Genomic DNA, 20,507 nt, shown 5'->3' with positions numbered 1-20,507 from the left:
CGGTCGCCCGGCCGCAATTGTATCCCCGACACAACAACAGCACCGGCATTTCATTCCGCTGGTCAATAGTTTTCGGGCACCCTTTGCATAGGATCGAACGAGACCGGCCGGATACGGAGGTGTCCGGCCGTATGGTCCTTACGAGCAATTTTCGATCCGGGAGGGGTAAATGATCTGGAGAAAAACGTTCCACGCCTGTGTGGCCGCGGCGGCGATGCTGTTGGCGACCGGCGCGCAAGCCGAGACCGTGCTGCGGTTCGGCCATCCCAATGTCGCCGGCGAGATGTCGAGCAAACTCTACGATGAGTTCGTCGCGCGGATCGCAGAACGCACGAATGGCGAGATCACCATCCAGGTCTTCCCGGGCGAGCAGCTCGGCAAGGAAACCGAGATGGTGCAGCAATTGCGCGACGGCGTGCTCGACATGACCGCCGCCTCGATGGCCGCCACGAGCACGCTGGTTCCGGCGATGGAAATCCCGAGCGCGCCGTTCCTGTGGCAGAACTGGCTCGAGGCCGAGGCGGTGATTTCCGGCGCCGCGATGCAGCCGGCCTTCGACGAGCTGGAGGAAAAGCACAATATCATCCCGCTGACCAAGATCTGGTACTGGGGCTGGCGCAATTTCACGCTTTCGGACAAGCCGGTGCGCACGCCCGACGACATGGCGGGCCTGAAGATCCGGGTGCCGGAATCGCCGGTCTGGGTCGAGATGATCCGCGGCATCGGCGCGGCGCCGACGCCGATCCCGTTCAGTGACGTCTATACCGCGTTGCAGCAGGGCACAGTCGACGGCCAGGAAAACCCGATTCCGACCATCTATGCCCGCAAGTTCTACGAGGTGCAGGGTTATATCGTGATGTCGCGACACATGCTGCAGAACAATATGATCCTGATGAACAAGGAGACGATGGCCCGCCTCGACCCGCGCCATCAGCGCATCATTCTGGAAGAGGTCGGCGCGGCCTCGGCGAAGATGACGCTGCTTCAGCAGCGGGCCGAGGAAAACATGCTGAAGGAGATCGCCGCCACGACCGAAATCGCCATCATCGACGATCCCGACAGGGCCGCCTTCGCCGAAAGGTCGACGGAAGCCGTCTTTGCCGCGCTCGCCGAACGGTGGGGCGAAGACCGGATCGCCGCTGTGCGCGAAACCATCGCGACGATCCGCGGACAGTAAGCCGCCTTCGACGCCGGACCGCGTAGGCGGTCCGGCATTCCTCGCCTATCCGCGGAGGTCCGGTTGAAAACGCTGGTTCTGTGGCTCGACGACCGGGTCAGGGAGATCGAGTATCATGCGCTGTGGCTGTTGCTGGCCGCGATTTTCATCATCCTGACCGCCACCGTCTTCTTCCGCTATGTGCTTGGCGCGCCGATCACCTGGACGGAAGAGTTTTTGACCATGCTGTTTACCTGGATGGTCTTCATCGGCGCCAGTTCCGCGCTGTCGACCCACCAGCATATCCGCATCGACATCGTGCTGCGGGTGTTGCCGCCGCGCTACGCGCTGGTCGCGTCGGTCGTGGCGGTGCTGACCTGCCTGGCCGTGTTTTGGGTGACCATTCATTACGGTCTCAAATATGCGCGCACGACCTGGGGCGACCTGACGCCGATGATGGGTGTCACCTTCGGTTTCTATACGCTCGCCCTGCCCGTCACCAGCATATGCGCGGCGCTGCACGTGATCCGCGCCTGTATTGACGGTGGGGTTCGCACGGCCTTGATGAGCACCATCGAGGCCCAGGCCGGCGAGGGGGATGGGGCATGATCGCGACGTTGCTGCTTGTGCTTCTGTTGCTGCTGCTGGTCGGCGTGCCGACGGCCTATGCGCTCGCCGCCTCGGCGATCGCGGTGATCTGGCTGGAAGGCATTCCGCTGACGATCGCCGTGCAACGCATGACGGCCGGCGTCCAGTCCTTTCCGCTGCTCGCCATTCCGCTTTTCATCCTCGCCGGCACCTTGATGAACGCGTCGGGCATTTCGGAGCGGCTGTTCGCCCTGACCGGCGCGCTGGTTGGCCATATTCGCGGGGGCATGGCCTATGTGAACGTGCTGACCAACGTCTTCATGTCGGGGATTTCGGGATCGTCGCTCGCCGATTGTGCCGCCACCACCCGCGTGTTCGTGCCGCAGATGATCAAGCACGGCTACGACAAGGGGTTCAGCGTCGGGCTGACGGCGTCGGCGGCCGTGCTGGCGCCGATCATTCCGCCGTCGATCCTGCTGGTCATCTATGGCTGGCAGGCCAATGTGTCGATCGGCGACCTGTTCGTCGCCGGCATCGTGCCGGGGCTGGTGATCGCGACCGCGCTGGTCGTGACCGTGGCGGTGATGACCCGGCTGCGCGGGTTTGGGCGCGGCGCGGCCTTTTCGGCCGGCACGTTGCGGAGCGCCTTTTTCGACGCGTCGTGGGCGTTGCTGATGCCGGTGATCATCATCGTCGGCTTCCGCATGGGCATTTTTACCGCGACCGAGGTCGCGGCGATCGCCGCCGCCTATGCCTTTCTGGTCGGCCTGCTCGTCTATCGCACGCTGAAGGTTCTGGAACTGCCGCGCGTTTTCGCCAACGCGGCCCGCGACACCTCGTCGATCCTGGTGATCGCGGCCACGGCGGCGCCGTTCGGCTGGATCCTCTCGATCGGCCAGGCGCCGCAGCAACTCCTGTCGTTCCTGTCCGGCGTTTCGGACAATCCGATGCTCATCCTGCTTTTGATCAACATCATCCTGCTCGTGCTCGGCACGTTCATGGAGACGCTGGTGCTGATCATCATTCTGGTGCCGATCCTGCTGCCGCTGATCGAGACCCTGGGCATCGACCCCGTCCATTTCGGCATCGTGATGATCATCAACCTGGTCATCGGCCAGCTGACGCCGCCGCTGGGGGTGCTGATGTATGTGACCTGCGGCATATCGGGAACCAGCATCGGCCAGTTCATGCGGGCGATAAAGCCGTTCCTGATCGCCCTCATCATCGCGCTTCTGGCGATCAGCTACATCCCCGCGCTCGCGCTCTACCCGACCGCCTTGCTGCGATAGGCCGGCTGCCGGCGACTCGTGGCGGGCAAAAAAAACGCCCCGCAGGCGGCGGGGCGTCGAGAAGGGGGCTCGCTGACCTGAGGCGCGGGAAGCCCGACACCCCCGGCGCTTATGACGCCTGCTCAGGCGACGGTGTTGCGCAGCCGGCCGATCTTGTCGATTTCGACGACGATCTCGTCGCCGGACGCCATCGGTCCGACACCGGAGGGCGTGCCGGTGATGATCAGGTCGCCCGGGAACAGGGTCATGATGCCCGACACGAATTCGAAGATCCGCCCGATCGGGAAAATCATGTCGTTGGTGTTGGACGACTGGCGCAACTCGCCGTTCTGCCACAGCTTGATGTCGACATTGTCCGGGTCGAGATCGGTGGCAATGCAGGGGCCGACCGGCTTGTAGGTGTCGAAGGACTTGGCGCGCGTGAACTGGCCGTCCTTCTTCTGCAGGACGCGGTTCGACACGTCGTTGGCGCAAGTATAGCCGAGAATGTGCTTTGCAGCGTCGCCGGCCGCGACGTTGCGGGCCTTCGTGCCGACGACGATGCCGATCTCGGCCTCGAAATCGATCCGGTCGCCGGCGTTGTCGAGCCGGATCTCCTCACCGTCGGCGATGATCGCGGACGGCGCACACATGAACAGCATCGGTTCTTCGGGAACCGGCACGCCCGACTCCTCGGCGTGCAGCGTGTAATTGAGGCCCACACAGACGAGCTTGCTCGGCGTCACCGGCGCCAGCAGGCGTACCGCTTCGAGCGGCAGCACCTGGCCGGTCCTGTCGATGCCGTCGAAGGGCGGTTTTGACAGGACGGCGACCGAATCGCCTTCAAGCAGCCCGTAGGACGCGCTGCCCTGGTGGGAAAAACGAACGATCTTCATGAAGTCACCTCTTTAGGGGTCGCGTCAGGCGCGAGCGGGAAAATAGGGGCGCATCGCCTCGAAACTGGCCGCGATCGCATGCGCGGCATCGGGCACCTGGAAGGTCTCGACCGTCACGTAGCCGTCGAAGCCACTGTCGATCACGGCCCGCATCGCGGCCTCGATGTCGTAGGCGCCGTCGCCGACCGGGAGCCGGTCGGAATCGGTGATGTGGAAATGCCGGAACAGGGCGCCCGCCTCGCGGATCGCGTCGGCCACCGTTTCCCGCTCGGTCAGGATATGGGCGGTGTCGAGCATCACGGCGAGGCTCGGCACGCCAAGCGCGCGCACGAAGTCGCAGGTCTCGCGCGTGGTCAAGAGGCAGTTGGCGTAGTGGCGGTTCACCGGCTCCAGCACGATCGGCACGTCGGCGAAGGCGGCGGCGCATTGTTCGACCGCGCTGCCGATCCATTCCAGGGTCTGGCGCGGCTCGACATCGTCCGTGCAGCGCCCGCGCAGCCGGCCGACATTGACCATGGCGCCATATTCGGCGGCAAGATCCATCGACGCCTTCATGCGCTCGATCGCCTCCCGGCGGCGGAGCGGGTCGGGGTCGGCGAAGGAGAGACCGTCCTGGCCGTAGACCTCGCCGGTGCACACGGCCGGCATGTCGAGACCGGCGGCGCGGATCGCGGCGGCGAGCGCGCGCCGGTCGATCCGGCCGGGATCGCACACCAAAAGCTCGACGCCGGTATAGCCGGTTGCGGCGATGGTGTGCATCGTCGCCTCGACCGGGCCCTGGACGGCGGTCACTTTGGCGGGCGCCACGTCGGGCGTGGCGTACATGTAGGCAAGCTTCATGGCTGCTGGAACCGGAAGTCGTTCTGTTCGGCCAGCTTCTGGTGGATCACTTCCTTGCGTACCACGCTGACATTGGGGATGGCGAATTCCTGGATGTTGAAATACTCCGCCTTCGCCTCCTTGCCGTTGGCGACGTCGAGCACCAGCTCGACGATTTCCTCGCCGACCTGCTTGAGCGACTTGGTGCCTTCGAGCACGTCGCCGGCGCTGAGGTCGATGTCCTCGCGTAGGGCCTTGTAGGTGTCGTTGTTGGAGCTGATCTTGAGCACCGGCGCGATGCACGATCCGGTCGGCGTGCCCTTGCCGGTGGTGAACAGCACCATATGGGCGCCGCCGGCAACCTTGCCGGTCACCGAGGCGATGTCGAAACCGGGCGTGTCCATGATGACCACGCCTTTTTCGGTCGGCCGTTCGCCATATTTGACGATCTGGACGATCGGCTGGGTGCCGGCCTTGTAGATGCAGCCGAGCGATTTCTCCTCGATCGTGGTCAGGCCACCCTCGATATTGCCCGGGGAGATGAAGACGCCGCTGTCGTCCTGCGTGGTCATCGACAGCTCGATCTCGTATTCCTTGATCAGCGCCATCAGGTCCTGCTTGATCCTGTCGGTCTTGCCGCGTCGCCACAGGACCCGTTCGGCGCCGACCATCTCGGTGATTTCCGACAGCACCACCGTGCCGCCGGCGCCGACCAGGATGTCGGCGGCCTCGCCGACGGCGGGATTGGCCGTGAGCCCGGAAAACGCGTCCGAGGAGCCGCATTCCAGCGCCACGATCAATTCGCTGACATCGCCCTCGTCGCGGGGTTCTGCGGCGATCTCGCCCTTAAGACGCTCGACGATCTCGATGCCGGTGTCGCGCGTGGAGCGCGCGCCGCCCTGCTTCTGGACGATCAGCATCTCGACCGGCTTGCCGGTCGATGCGATCGCGTCGGCGATGCGCCGGGCGGAGGCGGTTTCGCAGCCAAGGCTGACCACCAGCACGGCGCCGACATTCTGGTGGCGGCCATGGCCGATGAACGTGTCCTCGGTGGTGGTGTTTTCCTCCGCGTCGAAGGTGCAGCCATAGGGATGCATGAAGGTCACCGCCCCGGTCTTGGAGGCGATGTCGAGCGCGACCCGGTTGACGCAGGAGACGGTCGGGATGACGAGGATGTGGTTGCGGATGCCGATCGAGCCGTCGGCGCGGCGATAGCCCTTGAATTTCATGTCAGTCACCTTGCTGTTGCGCATGGTTTGTGTCGAATCGGCGACCTTTGGCGCCGCGGCAATTGTGCACATGCACCCAATGGCCGGCGGAGATCGGCTTTGTGGCGATGCCGATGACTTCGCCGTATTTGTGGATTTCCTCCTGGGCGGCGATGTCGCGCAGCGCGATCTTGTGGCCGCGCGGAATGCGCTCCTCCACCTTCAGCGGCCGGCCGTTGCCGATGCCCGACACGATCACCGTCTCTGACGGCAAAAGCTCGACCGTGGCGGTCGCGACATGGTCGCTTTCCTTGATCTGGATGGCTGTCTTTTCCAACATCACACTCCTGGATGGCTCGCCGGCCCGACCTAGAGGAAGAGGCTCGGCAGGAAGGTCGACAATTGCGGGAACAGGATCGTCAGGATCAGTACCACGATCATCGCCGCAAGGAACGGGAGCACGGCGCGCGAGGCCTCGGCGAAGCGGACTTCGGCGATCTTGGCCGCCGTCATCAGTGTGACCCCCAGCGGCGGCGTGTTGGCGCCGATGCACAGATTGACCACGAACATGACGCCGAAATGCAGCGGGTCGATGCCGTATTGCTGGACCACCGGCATCAGAATCGGAATCAGGATGATGATCAGCGCGTTGCTTTCCATGAACGTGCCCAGCAACAAAAGCAGGAAGTTGAGCATGATCAGGAAGGTGAGCGGATCGGGCGCGACCGCGGCGAAGAAGGCGGTCAATTGCTGCGGGATCTGCTCCGTGGTCACGATCCAGGCGAACAGGTGCGAGATCGCGACGATGAGCTGCACCGGCACCGCGATGCGCAGCACCTGCATGCTGATTTCGGGCAGATCGGTGAGCTTGACCTCGCGATAGACCACCGCCGAGAGGAAAAACGCATAGACGACCGCGAGTACGGCGGCCTCGGTGACGGTGACGATGCCGCCGAGGATGCCGCCGAGTATGATCACCGGTAGGAGCAGCGGCAGGACGGAGTCCGAAACCGCGGCGACGAATTCGCGCCAGGTGGCGCGCTCGCCCTTGCCGTAGCCGCGGCGGCGGCTGATGAGCAGCGAGACCATGATCAGCAGGAACGCCATCAGCAGGCCGGGAACCAGCCCGCCGATCAGCAGGCCGGCGATCGAGATATTGCCGGTCGCGCCGAGGATGACCATGGTCAGGCTCGGCGGAATGAGCGAGGCGAGCACGCCGCTGCAGCCCTGAAGCGCGGCGGCGAAGCCGGCCGCATAGCGCTTGGCCTTCATGGCCGGGATCATGATCGAGCCGATCGCGGCGGTGTCGCCGATCGCCGAACCGGACAGGGCGCCGAACAGCGCGCTGCCGGCGACCGTGACCGCGGCGAGCCCGCCCGAAATATGTCCGATGACGGCGTTGGCGAGCCGCATCATGCGCTGGGTGATGCCGCCGTGCTCCATCAGCACGCCGGCGAACACGAACATGGGAAGCGCCAGGAACGGGTACGAATAGATGCCGGTTGCCGCGCGCTGCGCGACCAGGGCGATGTTGATGTCCTTGACCAGGATATAGCTCAGGCAGGCGAAGCCGATCGCAAAGGCGATCGGGACGTTGATGACGATCAGTCCGAGAAGGAGGACGAACAGGACGATGCTCATGATTGCTTCTCCCGCACCGTGCTGCCGCGCAGCGCTTGCACCAGGGCCTCGAGAGAGACCAGCACGAGCAGGCCGCCGCCGATCAGGACGCCGATATATTGCCATGCGCTGGAAATCTTCAGACCTGGCATGATCGATTCTCTGGCCGTCTCGGCGATCACGAAGGCGCCGTAGGTCAGCGCGCAATTGAAGGCCAGGACCACCACCGCGCCAACGATCTGCGCCAGGCGATTGAGAGCCGGCGGCAGCCATTCAACGAACTGGTCGATGGCGACGTGTTCCCGGCGCTCCAGCATCAGCGCCGAGCCCAGGAACGTCATCCACACCATCAACAGCAGGGCCAGTTCCTCCGACCAGACCAGAGGCGACTGCAAAAGATAGCGCCAGATGACCTGGGCGAACATCACGCCCGTGATCGCCAACAGCATCAGCATAAGCAGCCATTGGACGATCCTGACGAGAAGCCGCTTTGCGGCATGCAAGGCTTGCGTCATTGCCGATATCACCCCGATGCTCGCGGGCCGGCCCGACGCCGGCCCGCGAGATGTTCAACTAGTTGGAGTATTTGCGGACGATCGCGAGCAGGTCTTCACCGAAGACACTCTCGTATTTCTCCCACACCGGCTGGACCATTTCCTGGAACGCGGCGGGGTCGGGCCGCGTGACCTTCATGCCTTCGGCTTCGAGCTTGGCGAGAACCTCCTCGTCGCTCTTGCGGATCATCTCGCGTTCCTTCTCCTTCCAGATCTCCGCCTTCTCACGCAGGATGGTCTGCTGCTCGTCGGTGAGCTTGTCCCAGGCCTGCTTGGAAATCGTCAGGATCGCCGAGCCCCAGATATGGCCCGACAGCGCCAGGTTTTCCTGCACCTCGTAGAATTTGGAGGCGTAGATCGTCGCCAGCGGATTTTCCTGACCGTCGACGACGTTCTGCTGCAGGGAGGTGAACACTTCCGAAAACGCCATCGGCGTCGGCAGCGCGCCGAGCTCGCGGAAGGTATCGAGGCGCAGTTCGGCTTCGGGCACGCGCAGCTTGATGCCCTTCAGATCCTCCGGCGTTTCGATCGGACGGGCCGAATTGGTGATGTGGCGGTAGCCGCTTTCCCACCAGCTGAGCGTGTTGATGTTCTTGGCGGCCAGGATCTCGGCCAGCGCGTCGCCGAGCTCGCCGTCGACGGCGGCATAGGCCTTCTCGCGGGTCGGCCAGGCATAAGGCAGTTCCTCGATGATCAGCCGTTTGTCGAGCACCTGCAGGGCGCCGGTGCCGAACAAGCCCATCTCGACGGTGCCGAGCTGGAGCCCTTCGGCGACTTCACGGTCGCCGCCAAGCTGCGAACTCGGATAGACTTGGATGACGACTTCGCCGTCGGTCGCCGCGGCCACGTCCTTGGACAGGCCCTCGAGCGCGATCTGCCAGGGATGGTCGGCGGCGAAAACATGCCCCACCTTCAAGGTGGTTTCGGCCTGGGCGATGCCGGTTCCGAGCACGGTTCCGGCCCCCAGCAATGCAGCCGCGAGCGCGGCCTTGGTCTTTGCGATACAGATCATGATCTCCCTTTCCTCCTGTTAGCTTCTGCTCAAAAACCGCCCGATGATCCGGCGGTAGATCTCGATCGCGCCGAAATAGGCGTCGATGGCGAGGTGTTCGTCGGTCTGATGCGCCTGTTCCGGCGCGCCGGGTCCGAGAATGACGATGTCGCCGCCATGGGCGGCGAAGGCCGAGGCGTCGGTGAAATATTGCGCGCCGCGCACCGTGTCCGTGCCGGGCGCCCGTTCGGCCAACACCGACCGGCAGTCGGCGACGATTCTGGAGGCCTCGTCGGTCAGTAGGCCGGGCAGATCGAGCGTGGTTTCGATTTCGAAACGCGCGTCCGGGTCCTCCATGGCAAGCGCGGCGGCCATCGCCTCGATGCGGGCGACGATGGCGCGGTGGTCCTGTCCTGGCACGGTGCGGATGTCGATGGTCATCCGGCACAGGTCGGGAATGACATTGGTGTTGCTGCCGCCGTTGAAGGTGGTGACGGCAAAGGTCGGATCCGACAGAAGCGGCGTGGTGGAGCCGCCGAGATCGAGCGATTTGAGGCGCTCGTAAAACAGATGCAGCTTGTCGACGGCATTGGTGCCGGCCGTCGGCATCGAGCCGTGCGCGGTCCTGCCGAAGCTGGTCACGCGCAGCCACAAAACGCCCTTGTGCGCGATCACCAGGCCGTTGCTTGTCGGCTCGGCGATGATCATGGCGTCGAATTCGGGAATCTGCCGCTCGCGCACCATGGTGGCCGCGCCGAGCGCGCCGACCTCCTCGGCATAGGTGGCGGCGAACACCAATTCGCCGCACCACCGGTCGGGCGCGATTTCCTTCTGCCGCATGAAGGCGTAGAGCAACGCCAGCAGGCCGCCTTTCATGTCGGCCGTGCCGCGGCCGTAGACATGGCCGTCGTCGACGGCCCCCGAAAAGGGGTCGTGTTTCCAAGGCGCGTCGCCGATCGGCACGGTGTCGAGATGTCCACTCAGAACAAGTCGCGGACCGGGCGCGCCGCCCTTCAAGGTCGCGATCAGGTTCGCCTGGTGTTCGTTCTCCCGGAAAATCTGCGCCGCAATGCCCGCCTCGGCCAGTCGCGCCTCGATGATGCGGGCCAGAACGATCTCGTTGCCGGGCGGCGAAACGGTGTTGCAGCCAACGACCTGCTGAAGAAAGGCAAGCGCGTCGCACGGCGCCTCCGCCACCGCGAGGTCGTTGTTCTTCACCAGTCCACTCTCCCTTAAACCGACGGCAACCCTATCGGCTCGAGGGCGAAAAACTATTGACCACGGGCATGAATCGATGGCTAATTTTTTTGTATCTAAAATACAAATATAAGCCGACAAGAGTCCCCGCATCGATACGGGGGCAAGGAAAGGGAGCGCAGGTCATGGCGTTGACCGTCGGGCAAATTCTCACGTTGCCCGCAATGCAGAACGGATCGTTGCTGGCCGGCCGGAAAGGGCTCGACCGCGTCGTCGAAACCGCGACGGTGCTTGACGCGCCCGACGCCGTGCGGTGGCTGCGCGGACAGGAACTGGCCCTGACCTCGACCTATCCGCTGCTTCAATTGCGCCACCGGCTCGACCGGTTCGTCCACGAGCTGGTCGAGCATGGCGCGTCGGGGCTCGGCCTCAAGCTGAACCGCTACATGAAGCGCGTGCCGCAAAAGATGATCGACAGCGCCGACGCGCTCGATTTTCCCATCATCGTGGTTCCCGAAGACGTTGCCTGGGTGGAGATCATCACGCCGGTGATGTCGAAGTTCTTCGAAGCCAAGGCCGGCAAGGTCGCGCAGCCCGAACTGCTCGGTGGCCGCTTCAGCCAGACGATGCTGGCGGATTCGGCCCTGCAGGATCTGCTCGGCGACCTCAACGCGCTGCTGGCCAACCCGGTGATGGTGATCAGTCCGATGGACGGCCTGGCGCTGAGCGCGCCGACCAATCCCGAGCCGGATATGCAGGACGCGCTGGCGCTTCTGGAGGAGGAGGGCTGGGCGAGCGAGACGATCGACGCCAAGAACGCGCTCACTCGCCGCACGGGGCGTCGCACGAGCATCGTCTTTACGCCTTACGAACAGGCGAACGGCATGACCGGCACGCTGGTCGTCGTGGAACGCAACCGCAGGCTGAGCGATAAGGAGCTGGACCATCTGAGCTACGCGAAAGTTCTGATATCGCTTAAAATTCGTCAGATCCGGGCCGACCAGAGCGTCATCTTCGAACGGCAGAACGAATTCGTCCTGTCGTTGATCGACCGCGGCACGGGCAGCCAGACCCGGGCGGCGCTAGCGGCGCGCTACAGCGCCATGGGCAAGCACTTGCACGCGCGTTACATCGGCGTGGTGGTCGCCTTCCACGATATCGGGACCGACCGCTTTCGCGCGCTTTCCAACGCCTTGCGGGTGCATTTCTCCAAGCACAGCGAGACCATCACCGGTGTCATCCGCAACGATCGCGTCGTCATACTGGTTCCCGAGGACGACGAGCGGCTGTGCCAGCCAGACGTCTTCAAGGAACAGATCGACACCAGACTGTTGAAGATCGGCGCGCAGGAAGTGGTCTGGTCGGCGGGTGTCAGCCAGGTCACCGCGGTGGAGCATTTCTACCGCGCCTACGAGCAGGCCGAACAGGCGCTCGAGCACGGCCGAAACACCAGCAAGGCCGGCGCGGTGCATCTTTACGACGAGACCGGGTTTTATCGGCTGTTTTCCAAAAGCGCGATGCAACCGGACGTGCATCGCTTCGTCCATGAGTGGCTGGGCATGCTGATCGATCACGACGAGACGCACCGGATCGACCTGATCGAAACGTTCCGGGTCTTCCTGGATTGCAACGGCAATTACCGCGAGACGGCGCGGCTGCTCAACATCCACCACAACACGGTGCGCTATCGGATCTCGCAGATCAACGAGCTGACCGGTGAAAAGGCCCTGCAACCGAAAATGCGGCTGCACTATCACCTGGCGCTGAAATTGCTGCCTCTGGTCTCCTGAGCAGGCTGCGGGGTGGCCGCGTGTCGGTCGGCGTCGCCGGGTGCTCTTGTAAATGTTCTTGTTTTGTTTCAGGCTTGCGCAACGATCGAATGGGGCGAGCCGGCGCGTGCGGCTTGAAAGCGGAAGCGGGCGGGTGTGGAGGCAAGGCCCGTGCCGTACGTTCCCGAACAAACCCTTCCCATTCAGGGCGTATTCGATTTCGTTCGGGATTTTCCCGTCAGGCCGAAACGGCCGGAGCGGCTGTTTTTCGCGATCTTTCCGGATCCGCAGTCGGCTGCACAGGCTTGGCGCCTGGCGGATCGACTCGTCGCCGAAAACCGGCTGCGGCAAGACCGGCTCGGCGCGCAGCGTCTGCACATTTCCCTGCATCATGTCGGCGATTATGGGCGCTTGCGCGAGAAATTCGTCTATGCCGCGCGCCAGGCGGGAAACGCCGTCGCGATGCCGCCGTTCGAGGTGAGCCTGCGTTTCGCCGCCACCTTCGAGGCTCCACGTCGTCGGCCGCTCGTTCTGCTTGGCGACGATCCTCCGCTGTTTGCGCTTTATGAGCGGCTCGGGGATGCCATGCGGGCAAACGGCTTGCGGGCGGGGCGCCAATTCGTTCCGCATATGACGCTGTCCTATGGCGATGCAGCGGTCGCCAGGCGCGCGATCGCGCCGGTCCGGTTTTGGGTGCGCGGCTTCGCGCTCGTTCACAGTAAGCTATGGCTTACGCAATATACGGTGCTGGCGCGTTGGAACCTGTGCGGTTGACACGGTTGCGGCCCGGACCCGGTGATTCTCCACAGGGATGACATTTTGACGCAGGTCCAATTGCCGCGCCGCGATGCCGATGAGTTCGTCATTGCCAATCAATCACTTGACGTAACGTCATCGTGTCCGTTCCGCCGGGAAGCGGTGCCGCGCGGGACCGGTTACGTGCGCGCGACCGGCGATGGTGTGGCGTCGCCTCGGAACATCAGGTTATGGTGAGGCGACATCCGGTTTCGGCGCGTCAACGCCGACGGGATGCCGGGAGGAACGGAGAATGGCGGTTGCGCTGGTACTCGTTCTTATTGTCGCCGGCTCGGTCCTGTTTCACATTCTGAGCCCGTGGTGGTGGACCCCGATTGCCTCGAATTGGGGGTATATCGACACCACGCTCGTCATCACGTTCTGGATCACCGGCGTGGTCTTTGCGGCCGTGGTGCTGTTCATGGCCTATTGCGTGTTCCGGTTCCGCCACAAGGAAGGACGCAAGGCGGACTACGAGCCCGAAAGCAGGAAGCTGGAGACCTGGCTGACGGTCGCCACGGCCCTGGGCGTGGCGGTGATGCTCGCGCCCGGCCTGTTCGTCTGGTACCAGTTCGTCACCGTGCCCGACGACGCTGCCGAGGTCGAGGTCGTCGGCCAGCAATGGCAGTGGAGTTTCCGCCTGCCAGGTGCCGACGGCAAGCTCGGCACGTCGAACAGCCGCCTCGTCTCCTTCGACAATCCGCTGGGCGTCAATCCCGACGACCCGAACGGCCAGGACGATGTCGTGGTCGAGGCCGGCGATCTGCACCTGCCGATCGGCAAGCCGGTCAAGATGCTCTTGCGCTCGATCGACGTGCTGCACGATTTCTACGTGCCGGAATTCCGCGCCAAGATGGACATGGTGCCGGGCACGGTCACCTATTTCTGGTTCACGCCGACCCGCACGGGAACGTTCGACGTGCTGTGCGCGGAGCTGTGCGGCACCGGGCACGGCTATATGCGCGGCACCGTCATCATCGACACGCAGGAAGATTACCAGGTCTGGCTGCAGGAGCAGTCGACTTTCGCGCAGCTGACGGCGCCAGAACAGGTCAGCGTCGCCGGAGATGCACGGCGATGAGCGGGGAGGCGACCGCATAGCAGCGCGCGGCGATCCCGCCGGAAGCGGGCGCCGCACCGACGGGAGGTGGATGAATGGTCGAGGTCACGCCGCATGCCAACAATGCCGTCCCGGCCGCGGAAGTCGCCGATGTCGAACTCTACCATCCGAAAAGCTGGTGGACGACCTATGTATTCTCGCAGGACGCCAAGGTCATCGCCATTCAGTATTCCGGCACCGCGATCGCGATCGGCATGGTCGCGCTGGTCTTGTCGTGGCTGATGCGCCTGCAGCTCGGCTTTCCCGGCACGTTCGATTTCATCACCCCGGAAGCCTATTACCAGTTCATCACCATGCACGGCATGATCATGGTGATCTATCTTTTGACGGCGCTGTTTCTCGGCGGGTTCGGCAATTACCTGATCCCGCTGATGGTCGGCGCGCGCGACATGGTGTTTCCCTACGCCAACATGCTGTCTTACTGGATTTACCTGCTGGCAGTGCTGGTCCTGATCGCGAGTTTCTTCGCGCCGGGCGGGCCGACCGGCGCCGGCTGGACGCTCTACCCGCCGCAGGCGATCCTGTCGGGCACGCCGGGCGGCCAGGCCTGGGGCATCGTCTTGATGCTGGTCTCGCTGATCCTGTTCATCATCGGCTTCACCATGGGCGGGCTCAACTATGTCGTGACCGTGCTGCAGGGCCGTGCGCGCGGCATGACGCTGATGCGCATGCCGCTGACGGTGTGGGGCATCTTCACCGCCACCGTGATGGCGCTGCTGGCCTTTCCGGCGCTGTTCGTGGCCTGCGTGATGATGCTGTTCGACCGGCTCCTGGGCACCAGCTTCTTCATGCCGGCGCTGGTCGAGCTCGGCCAGCAGCTCGAGTATGGCGGCGGCAGCCCGATCCTGTTCCAGCACCTGTTCTGGTTCTTCGGCCATCCGGAAGTCTATATCGTCGCGCTGCCGGCCTTCGGCATCGTCTCCGACCTGATCAGCACCCATGCACGGAAGAATATTTTCGGCTACCGGATGATGGTGTGGGCGATCGTCATTATCGGCGCCCTGTCCTTCGTCGTGTGGGCGCACCACATGTACGTGTCGGGCATGCATCCCTGGTTCGGTTTCTTCTTTGCCACCACCACGCTGATCATCGCCGTTCCGACTGCGCTCAAGGTCTATAATTGGGTGCTGACCTTGTGGCGCGGCGACATCCATCTCACCCTTCCCATGCTGTTCGCGCTCGCGTTCATCGTCACCTTCGTCAATGGTGGGCTGACCGGCCTGTTCCTCGGCAACGTGGTCGTCGACGTGCCCCTGTCCGACACGATGTTCGTGGTCGCGCATTTCCACATGGTGATGGGCGTGGCGCCGATCCTGGTGATTTTCGGCGCGATCTATCACTGGTATCCGAAAATCACCGGCCGGATGCTCAACGAGGCGATGGGCCAGTTCCATTTCTGGGTCACGTTTCTGGGCGCCTACGCGATCTTCTTTCCGATGCATTATGTCGGGCTGGTCGGCGTGCCGCGGCGCTATCCCGATATCGGCGGCACGAGCTTCATTCCCGACTCCGTGCACACGCTGAATGCCTTCATCACCGTCGCCGCGCTGGTCGTCGGCTTTGCCCAACTCGTCTTCCTGTTCAACCTGTTCTGGAGCCTGAAATTCGGCCGCGACGCCGGCGGCAATCCGTGGCGGGCGACGTCGCTGGAATGGCAGACGCCGACCACGCCGCCGCCGCACGGCAATTGGGGCGACACGCTGCCGGTGGTCTATCGCTGGGCCTATGACTATTCCGTGCCCGGCGCGCCGGAGGATTTCATCGCCCAGAACGATCCCGGGCCGCAGACCGGGCACGTGGCGGGGCCGGCATGAGCGTCATCCTAGTCTTCCTGCTCGTGGTTCTCGGGGTGGCCGGCTGGTGGCTGTCGCACCAGCGGCTGATGTCGAAACCCTGGCTGGAGCAGGGCGTGCCGGCGGCGTTTCCCGACACCGACGTGACCGGGATGCCGACGGCGAAGATCGCGCTCGGCATCTTCCTAGCCGTGGTCGGCGCGCTGTTTGCGCTGTTTGCCAGCGCCTATTTCATGCGCATGGACTATGCCGACTGGCAGGCCACGCCTCTGCCCTCGATCCTGTGGCTCAACACCGCGATCCTGGTTTTGGCGAGCGTGGCGCTGCAGATCGCAGTGATCGCTTCGCGCAAGGGCCACGACGACACGGTGCGGCTGGCGCTGGTCACCGCCGGTCTGACCACGCTCGCGTTTCTCGCCGGCCAGTGGATGGCCTGGCGCGACCTGACGGCGGACGGCTACCTGCTCGACGGCAATCCCGCGAGCAGCTTCTTCTACCTGATCACCGGCATGCACGGTCTGCACATCGTCGGCGGCATTGTCGGCCTCGTGCGCGTCGGCGCGCGCGGCATGGGCGGCCGCAACGACGAAAACACCCGCCTGGGCATCGAACTGTGCGCCATGTACTGGCACTTCCTGCTTTTGGTCTGGCTCGGCGTGTTCGTGCTGCTTGCCGGATGGGCGAACGATTTCATCGCCGTGTGCCGTCAGTTCCTGATCTGAGGGGTGGACAATGGCCGATATCGCGCAAACCGCACCCGACCGGCCCGACGGTCTCAAGGGAATCGCCGCGGACTGGGCCTCCGACCAGCGCGCCTTCAAGAGCGTGAGCTGGGGCAAGGCGATGATGTGGATATTCCTGTTGTCCGACACGTTCGTCTTCGGCTGCTTCCTGCTGTCCTACATGACGGCGCGCATGTCGACGACGGTGTCCTGGCCGAACTCGAGCGAGGTGTTCGCGCTGCACATGTTCGGCGCCGATATCCCGCTGATCCTGATCGCGATCATGACCTTTGTGCTGATCTCGTCGAGCGGCACGATGGCGATGGCCGTCAATTTCGCCTATCGGCGCAATCGGCGCATGACCGTGATCTTGATGCTTTTTACCGCGCTGATGGGCGCGACCTTCGTCGGCATGCAGGCCTTCGAGTGGACCAAGCTGATCCAGGAAGGCGTGCGGCCGTGGGGCAATCCGTGGGGGGCGGCGCAGTTCGGTTCGTCGTTTTTCATGATCACCGGCTTTCACGGCACCCATGTCACGATCGGCGTCATCTTCCTGTTGATCGTCGCCAGAAAGGTGTGGCGCGGCGATTACGATCGCGGCCAGCGCGGCTTCTTCACCAGTCGGCGCGGCGATTACGAGCACGTCGAGATCATGGGCCTTTACTGGCACTTCGTCGATCTGGTCTGGGTCTTCATTTTCGCGTTTTTCTATCTGTGGTGAGGCACGCTCATGTCTTCGTCATCCGCGCATACGCATCAATCGCAACCGGGCGAGGCGGCCGCCGCCGCCGGCCACGGCGAAGGCCAGCAGCATCCCATCCGTCTTTATCTGATCGTCTGGGGCTGGCTGTTCGTGTTGAGCGCCTGTTCCTACATGGTCGACTATATCCACCTCGAAGGCCTGTTGCGCTGGAGCCTGATCCTGATCTTCATGGTTTTGAAGGCGGGGCTGATCATGGCCGTGTTCATGCATATGATGTGGGAACGGGCGGCGCTGTCCTGGGCGATCATCCTGCCGCCGATCGCTGTGCTGGTGTTCGTGGCGATCATGGTGATCGAATCCGACCACACCGTCTTCACCAGAATGACTTTCTTCGGCGGCGGTTAACGCGCCGCAGAGTGCGGAAACCGGACCTTTGGAAGCCCTCCGCTGCCGCGGGGGGCTCAGAAAGAGGGCGGGCGCAAGAGCCCGGTAGGCGTGCCGCGACCGGCAGCGCTGCGGCCCTGCCGGTCCTGTCGTGGCGAAGCCAGGGGTGGGCGCCGGCGCGCGGGGGACGGCCCGGCGAGGCAGGGCTTCGAACCTCGCGCTACTGCGTCGCCGACGCCGCGGCTCGGCGCGTGCCGGCCGGCACGATCGCCTTGCGGTAGATGTGCCAGGTGGCGTGGCCGAGCACGGGAATGGTGACCGCCAGGCCGGCAAGAAACGGTAGTGAGCCGGCGAGCAGTCCGATCGATACGATGAGCCCCCACAGCATCATCGGAACCGGGTTGGCCAGTACCGCGCGCGCGGAGGTTTCGATTGCCACATAGGCCCCGACGTCGCGGTCGAGCAGGAGCGGGAAGGCGACCACCGTGGTGCTCAGCACCACCAGGGCGAACAGCAATCCGACGAGGTTGCCGACGATGATCAGCGTCCAGCCCTGCTGGGTGCCGAACAGACCGGCCAAAAATGCTGAAAGGGAGCCCGGTTCGGCCGTGCCGAACAGCCACACATAAAGTGCCTGGGCGGTATAGAGCCAGGCCAGGAACAGGACCACGAGCAACGCGCCGACGGCGACGATGGCCGGTATGGCGGGCGATTTGCGTACTTCCAGCGCATGCGACCACGACGTGTCGAGCTCAAGCTCGCGGCGCCGGCTGATTTCGTAAAGTCCGATCGCGGCGAAGGGCCCCAAAAGCGCGAAGCCGGACATCAGCGGAAACAGCAATTGCAGCGCGTTGCCGCCCGATGCCCAGGTCAGCAGGACGATGCCGGTGACGGGGTAGATCAGGCACAGAAAAACATAATGCGAGGGCTTTTCCCAAAAATCCTCGAACCCGAGACGCAAGGCGTCGAACACGTCCCCCACGCTCATATGCCGCACCTTGGGATGCGCGATCGTTTTCTGGGATCCTGCAAAGACGTGAAAGCTCGCCATGACCACTCCTCCTGGATCGTGTCCTGGGGGGTGCGGTTCGCTGTGCCGCCTTCTGGCGGGTCCGGTCACGCGAAATCCGCGACCTGCCTTAGTCACCATACCCCGATGCAGGCATTTTGTCGCTGATTTTTGTGCGGTCGGGCGCATGGCTGCGCTGGCGTGCTCCGTCGATCTTGGCTAACCTTGCAGAACGCAACGGCGGCTCGGGAGGTCGGCGATGGATCGCAGTCAATTGCTGTTGATCGGGATCGGTCTGGCAATCCTCCTCCTGATCGGGTTTGCTATGGGGGGACTGTGACCCGCCTCGTCGTGCGTCGTGTGGCGTGTTCGCGCCATCGTGCAGACCCGGTCGGTGGCCTTGGTGCCGGACGCTGTCGAGCGCCGGTGCGGTGCTGGTTCCGGCCGAAACGATAACCAAATCTGGAGGACTGCCCGCCATGACCTTGAAGATTCTGCTCACCGGGACGTGTCTCGGCCTTGCCATGACGATGTCGCCGGCCGCGTTCGCCGCCGACGCTGCGGCCGGAAAGAAAGTGTTCAACAAATGCAGGGCCTGCCACGACGCGGAGAACGAGAAGAACAAGGTCGGGCCGCATCTCGTGGGGGTCGTCGGCCGGACCGCCGGTTCGCTGGAGGATTTCCAGCCGCGCTATTCGGCCAACATCAAGGAAGCCGGCGCCGACGGCCTGGTCTGGGACGAGGAGAACCTCACCGCCTATCTGCGCGATCCGAAGGCTGTGCTTCCCAAGGGCAAGATGGCGTTTCCCGGCCTGAAGAAGGACGAGGACATCGCCAATGTGATCGCCTATCTGGAGGCCGACCCGAAACCCTGACGGATAGATAGGGCCGATCCTGTCCCGGCCGGGCGCAACCGCCTGGCCGGGTTTTGTGGACGATGCCCGCACGCCGCCGGTCTCAACCGGCAATCAGCGCGCGCGTGGCGACCGTGTCGGTCAAAAGCAGCGCAAATAGCGCGAAAAGATAGATAATCGAGTAGGCGAACAGCCGGCGTTCGGCGCGCGCCGGGCCCGATGTGCGCGGCGGCTTGAGTGTCAACCACGCCTTGCCGATGAGGCCGGCGCCGAGTGCGACCGCGCCCAGCCCGAACACGGGTCCGGCGAAACCCAGCGGCCAGGGCAGAACGCCGGTGAACGCGGTTGCGAGCGCATAGGCAAATATTTGCCGGCGGGTGGATGCCGATCCGGCCACGTTGGGCATCATCGGGATGCTGGCCCGCTTATAGTCGTGCTCGCGCAGCAGCGCCAGCGCCCAGAAGTGCGGCGGTGTCCACAGGAAGACGATCAGGAACAGCACCGCCGCTTCCGCTCCCAGCGAGCCGGCGGAAGCGGCCCAGCCGATCACCGGCGGCAGGGCGCCGGCGGCGCCGCCGATGACAATGTTCTGCGGCGTTCGGCGCTTGAGCCAGATTGTGTAGACGACGGCGTAGAAAAAGATGGTGAAGGCAAGCAGCATTGCTGCGAGCCCGTTGGCGGCCGCAACCAGAAGCACGGTTCCACAGACCGACAGGGTCAGGCCGAAGATCAGCGCGGCCGTTGGCGTGACCCGTCCGCGCGGTAGGGGACGCTGACGCGTGCGCGCCATGGCCGCGTCGATGTCGGCGTCGTACCACATGTTGAGCGCTCCCGCGCCGCCGGCGCCGATCGCGATGGCGCCAATCGCCACCAGCGCCTGGATGGGAGGCAGCGCCCCCGGCGCCACGACAAGCCCGACAAGAGCGGTAAAAACGGCAAGTACCATGACGCGCGGCTTGACCAGCGCCAAAAGGTCTATCAGCGTCGTCCGCCCGAACAGCAGGCGTTGACCGCCAAGGGGTTCGTGGGTCACCGGCATGCGCGATGCCTTTCATGGACGC

The 20,507-nt window shown here is 64.1% G+C and carries 21 protein-coding genes; 11 read left to right on the top strand and 10 right to left on the bottom strand.

What is annotated here, in order from left to right; translation table 11 throughout:
- Positions 1-169: 169 nt before the first annotated feature.
- The 3 genes from EP380_RS15645 (at position 170) to EP380_RS15635 (ending at position 3,033) form a co-directional block, all read left to right on the top strand.
- Complete coding sequence (locus EP380_RS15645; protein ID WP_106572040.1) at positions 170-1,177, top strand: TRAP transporter substrate-binding protein; 1,008 nt, start codon at positions 170-172, stop codon at positions 1,175-1,177.
- A 63-nt stretch (positions 1,178-1,240) separates the two neighbouring features.
- Complete coding sequence (locus tag EP380_RS15640; protein ID WP_127599268.1) at positions 1,241-1,765, top strand: TRAP transporter small permease; 525 nt, start codon at positions 1,241-1,243, stop codon at positions 1,763-1,765.
- Entirely contained in the window at positions 1,762-3,033 is a 1,272-nt protein-coding gene (locus tag EP380_RS15635) for a TRAP transporter large permease (RefSeq protein WP_127599267.1), read from the top strand. The genes EP380_RS15640 and EP380_RS15635 overlap by 4 nt, the downstream gene beginning before the upstream one ends.
- Before the next feature lie 122 nt (positions 3,034-3,155).
- Here the strand turns inward: EP380_RS15635 and EP380_RS15630 are convergent, their stop codons facing one another.
- The 8 genes from EP380_RS15630 to EP380_RS15595 are packed head-to-tail and all read right to left on the bottom strand — an operon-like array spanning position 3,156 to position 10,318.
- A complete protein-coding gene (locus EP380_RS15630; RefSeq protein ID WP_127599266.1) occupies positions 3,156-3,908 on the bottom strand; it encodes a fumarylacetoacetate hydrolase family protein in 753 nt (250 codons plus the stop codon).
- Between the two features lie 24 nt (positions 3,909-3,932).
- Entirely contained in the window at positions 3,933-4,748 is an 816-nt protein-coding gene (locus tag EP380_RS15625; RefSeq protein WP_127599265.1) for a sugar phosphate isomerase/epimerase family protein, read from the bottom strand.
- Positions 4,745-5,956 carry a UxaA family hydrolase gene (locus EP380_RS15620; protein ID WP_158264384.1) on the bottom strand — a complete coding sequence of 404 codons (1,212 nt, stop codon included), beginning with the start codon at positions 5,954-5,956 and terminating at the stop codon, positions 4,745-4,747. Before EP380_RS15620 ends, EP380_RS15625 begins: the two co-directional genes overlap by 4 nt.
- A gap of 1 nt (position 5,957) precedes the next feature.
- Positions 5,958-6,275 (bottom strand): UxaA family hydrolase, encoded by a 318-nt coding sequence (locus EP380_RS15615; protein WP_106572034.1) that lies wholly within the window; start codon positions 6,273-6,275, stop codon positions 5,958-5,960.
- Between the two features lie 29 nt (positions 6,276-6,304).
- The gene (locus tag EP380_RS15610; protein WP_164749878.1) at positions 6,305-7,576 is read right to left on the bottom strand and encodes a TRAP transporter large permease; all 1,272 of its coding nucleotides are present in this window, start codon (positions 7,574-7,576) and stop codon (positions 6,305-6,307) included.
- Positions 7,573-8,070, bottom strand: coding sequence for a TRAP transporter small permease (locus tag EP380_RS15605; RefSeq protein WP_127599263.1), 498 nt, complete (start codon positions 8,068-8,070; stop codon positions 7,573-7,575). The genes EP380_RS15610 and EP380_RS15605 overlap by 4 nt, the downstream gene beginning before the upstream one ends.
- Before the next feature lie 58 nt (positions 8,071-8,128).
- Entirely contained in the window at positions 8,129-9,121 is a 993-nt protein-coding gene (locus tag EP380_RS15600; protein ID WP_127599262.1) for a TRAP transporter substrate-binding protein, read from the bottom strand.
- An 18-nt stretch (positions 9,122-9,139) separates the two neighbouring features.
- A complete protein-coding gene (locus EP380_RS15595; RefSeq protein WP_164749877.1) occupies positions 9,140-10,318 on the bottom strand; it encodes a M20 family metallopeptidase in 1,179 nt (392 codons plus the stop codon).
- A 164-nt stretch (positions 10,319-10,482) separates the two neighbouring features.
- Between EP380_RS15595 and EP380_RS15590 the strand changes: the two genes are divergently transcribed.
- From EP380_RS15590 to EP380_RS15560, 7 genes are all read left to right on the top strand, one after another.
- On the top strand, positions 10,483-12,087 hold the full coding sequence (locus EP380_RS15590) for a PucR family transcriptional regulator (protein WP_164749876.1): 1,605 nt from the start codon (positions 10,483-10,485) through the stop codon (positions 12,085-12,087).
- A 150-nt stretch (positions 12,088-12,237) separates the two neighbouring features.
- Positions 12,238-12,840, top strand: a complete 603-nt coding sequence (locus EP380_RS15585) for a 2'-5' RNA ligase family protein (protein ID WP_164749875.1) — start codon at positions 12,238-12,240, stop codon at positions 12,838-12,840.
- A gap of 274 nt (positions 12,841-13,114) precedes the next feature.
- The gene (gene coxB / locus EP380_RS15580; protein WP_127599258.1) at positions 13,115-13,942 is read left to right on the top strand and encodes a cytochrome c oxidase subunit II; all 828 of its coding nucleotides are present in this window, start codon (positions 13,115-13,117) and stop codon (positions 13,940-13,942) included.
- Positions 13,943-14,016: 74 nt separating this feature from the next.
- Entirely contained in the window at positions 14,017-15,795 is a 1,779-nt protein-coding gene (locus EP380_RS15575) for a cytochrome c oxidase subunit I (RefSeq protein ID WP_127599257.1), read from the top strand.
- Positions 15,792-16,496 (top strand): cytochrome c oxidase subunit 3, encoded by a 705-nt coding sequence (locus tag EP380_RS15570; RefSeq protein ID WP_127599256.1) that lies wholly within the window; start codon positions 15,792-15,794, stop codon positions 16,494-16,496. Before EP380_RS15575 ends, EP380_RS15570 begins: the two co-directional genes overlap by 4 nt.
- Before the next feature lie 10 nt (positions 16,497-16,506).
- Complete coding sequence (locus EP380_RS15565) at positions 16,507-17,217, top strand: heme-copper oxidase subunit III family protein (RefSeq protein WP_127599255.1); 711 nt, start codon at positions 16,507-16,509, stop codon at positions 17,215-17,217.
- Positions 17,218-17,226: 9 nt separating this feature from the next.
- Complete coding sequence (locus EP380_RS15560) at positions 17,227-17,604, top strand: cytochrome C oxidase subunit IV family protein (protein WP_106572023.1); 378 nt, start codon at positions 17,227-17,229, stop codon at positions 17,602-17,604.
- Between the two features lie 199 nt (positions 17,605-17,803).
- Here EP380_RS15560 and EP380_RS15555 read toward each other — a convergent pair whose 3' ends face one another.
- Complete coding sequence (locus tag EP380_RS15555) at positions 17,804-18,634, bottom strand: DUF2189 domain-containing protein (protein ID WP_106572022.1); 831 nt, start codon at positions 18,632-18,634, stop codon at positions 17,804-17,806.
- Positions 18,635-19,116: 482 nt separating this feature from the next.
- On the opposite strand from EP380_RS15555, the gene EP380_RS15550 reads away from it, so the two are divergent.
- Positions 19,117-19,467 (top strand): c-type cytochrome, encoded by a 351-nt coding sequence (locus EP380_RS15550; protein WP_164749882.1) that lies wholly within the window; start codon positions 19,117-19,119, stop codon positions 19,465-19,467.
- A gap of 82 nt (positions 19,468-19,549) precedes the next feature.
- Here the strand turns inward: EP380_RS15550 and EP380_RS15545 are convergent, their stop codons facing one another.
- Positions 19,550-20,485, bottom strand: coding sequence for a heme o synthase (locus EP380_RS15545; protein ID WP_127599254.1), 936 nt, complete (start codon positions 20,483-20,485; stop codon positions 19,550-19,552).
- Between the last annotated feature and the right edge of the window lie 22 nt (positions 20,486-20,507).

Source organism: Nitratireductor alexandrii, from assembly GCF_004000215.1.
Classification (GTDB): Bacteria; Pseudomonadota; Alphaproteobacteria; order Rhizobiales; family Rhizobiaceae; genus Mangrovimarina; species Mangrovimarina alexandrii.
This window is presented reverse-complemented; position numbering and strand designations above follow the sequence as displayed.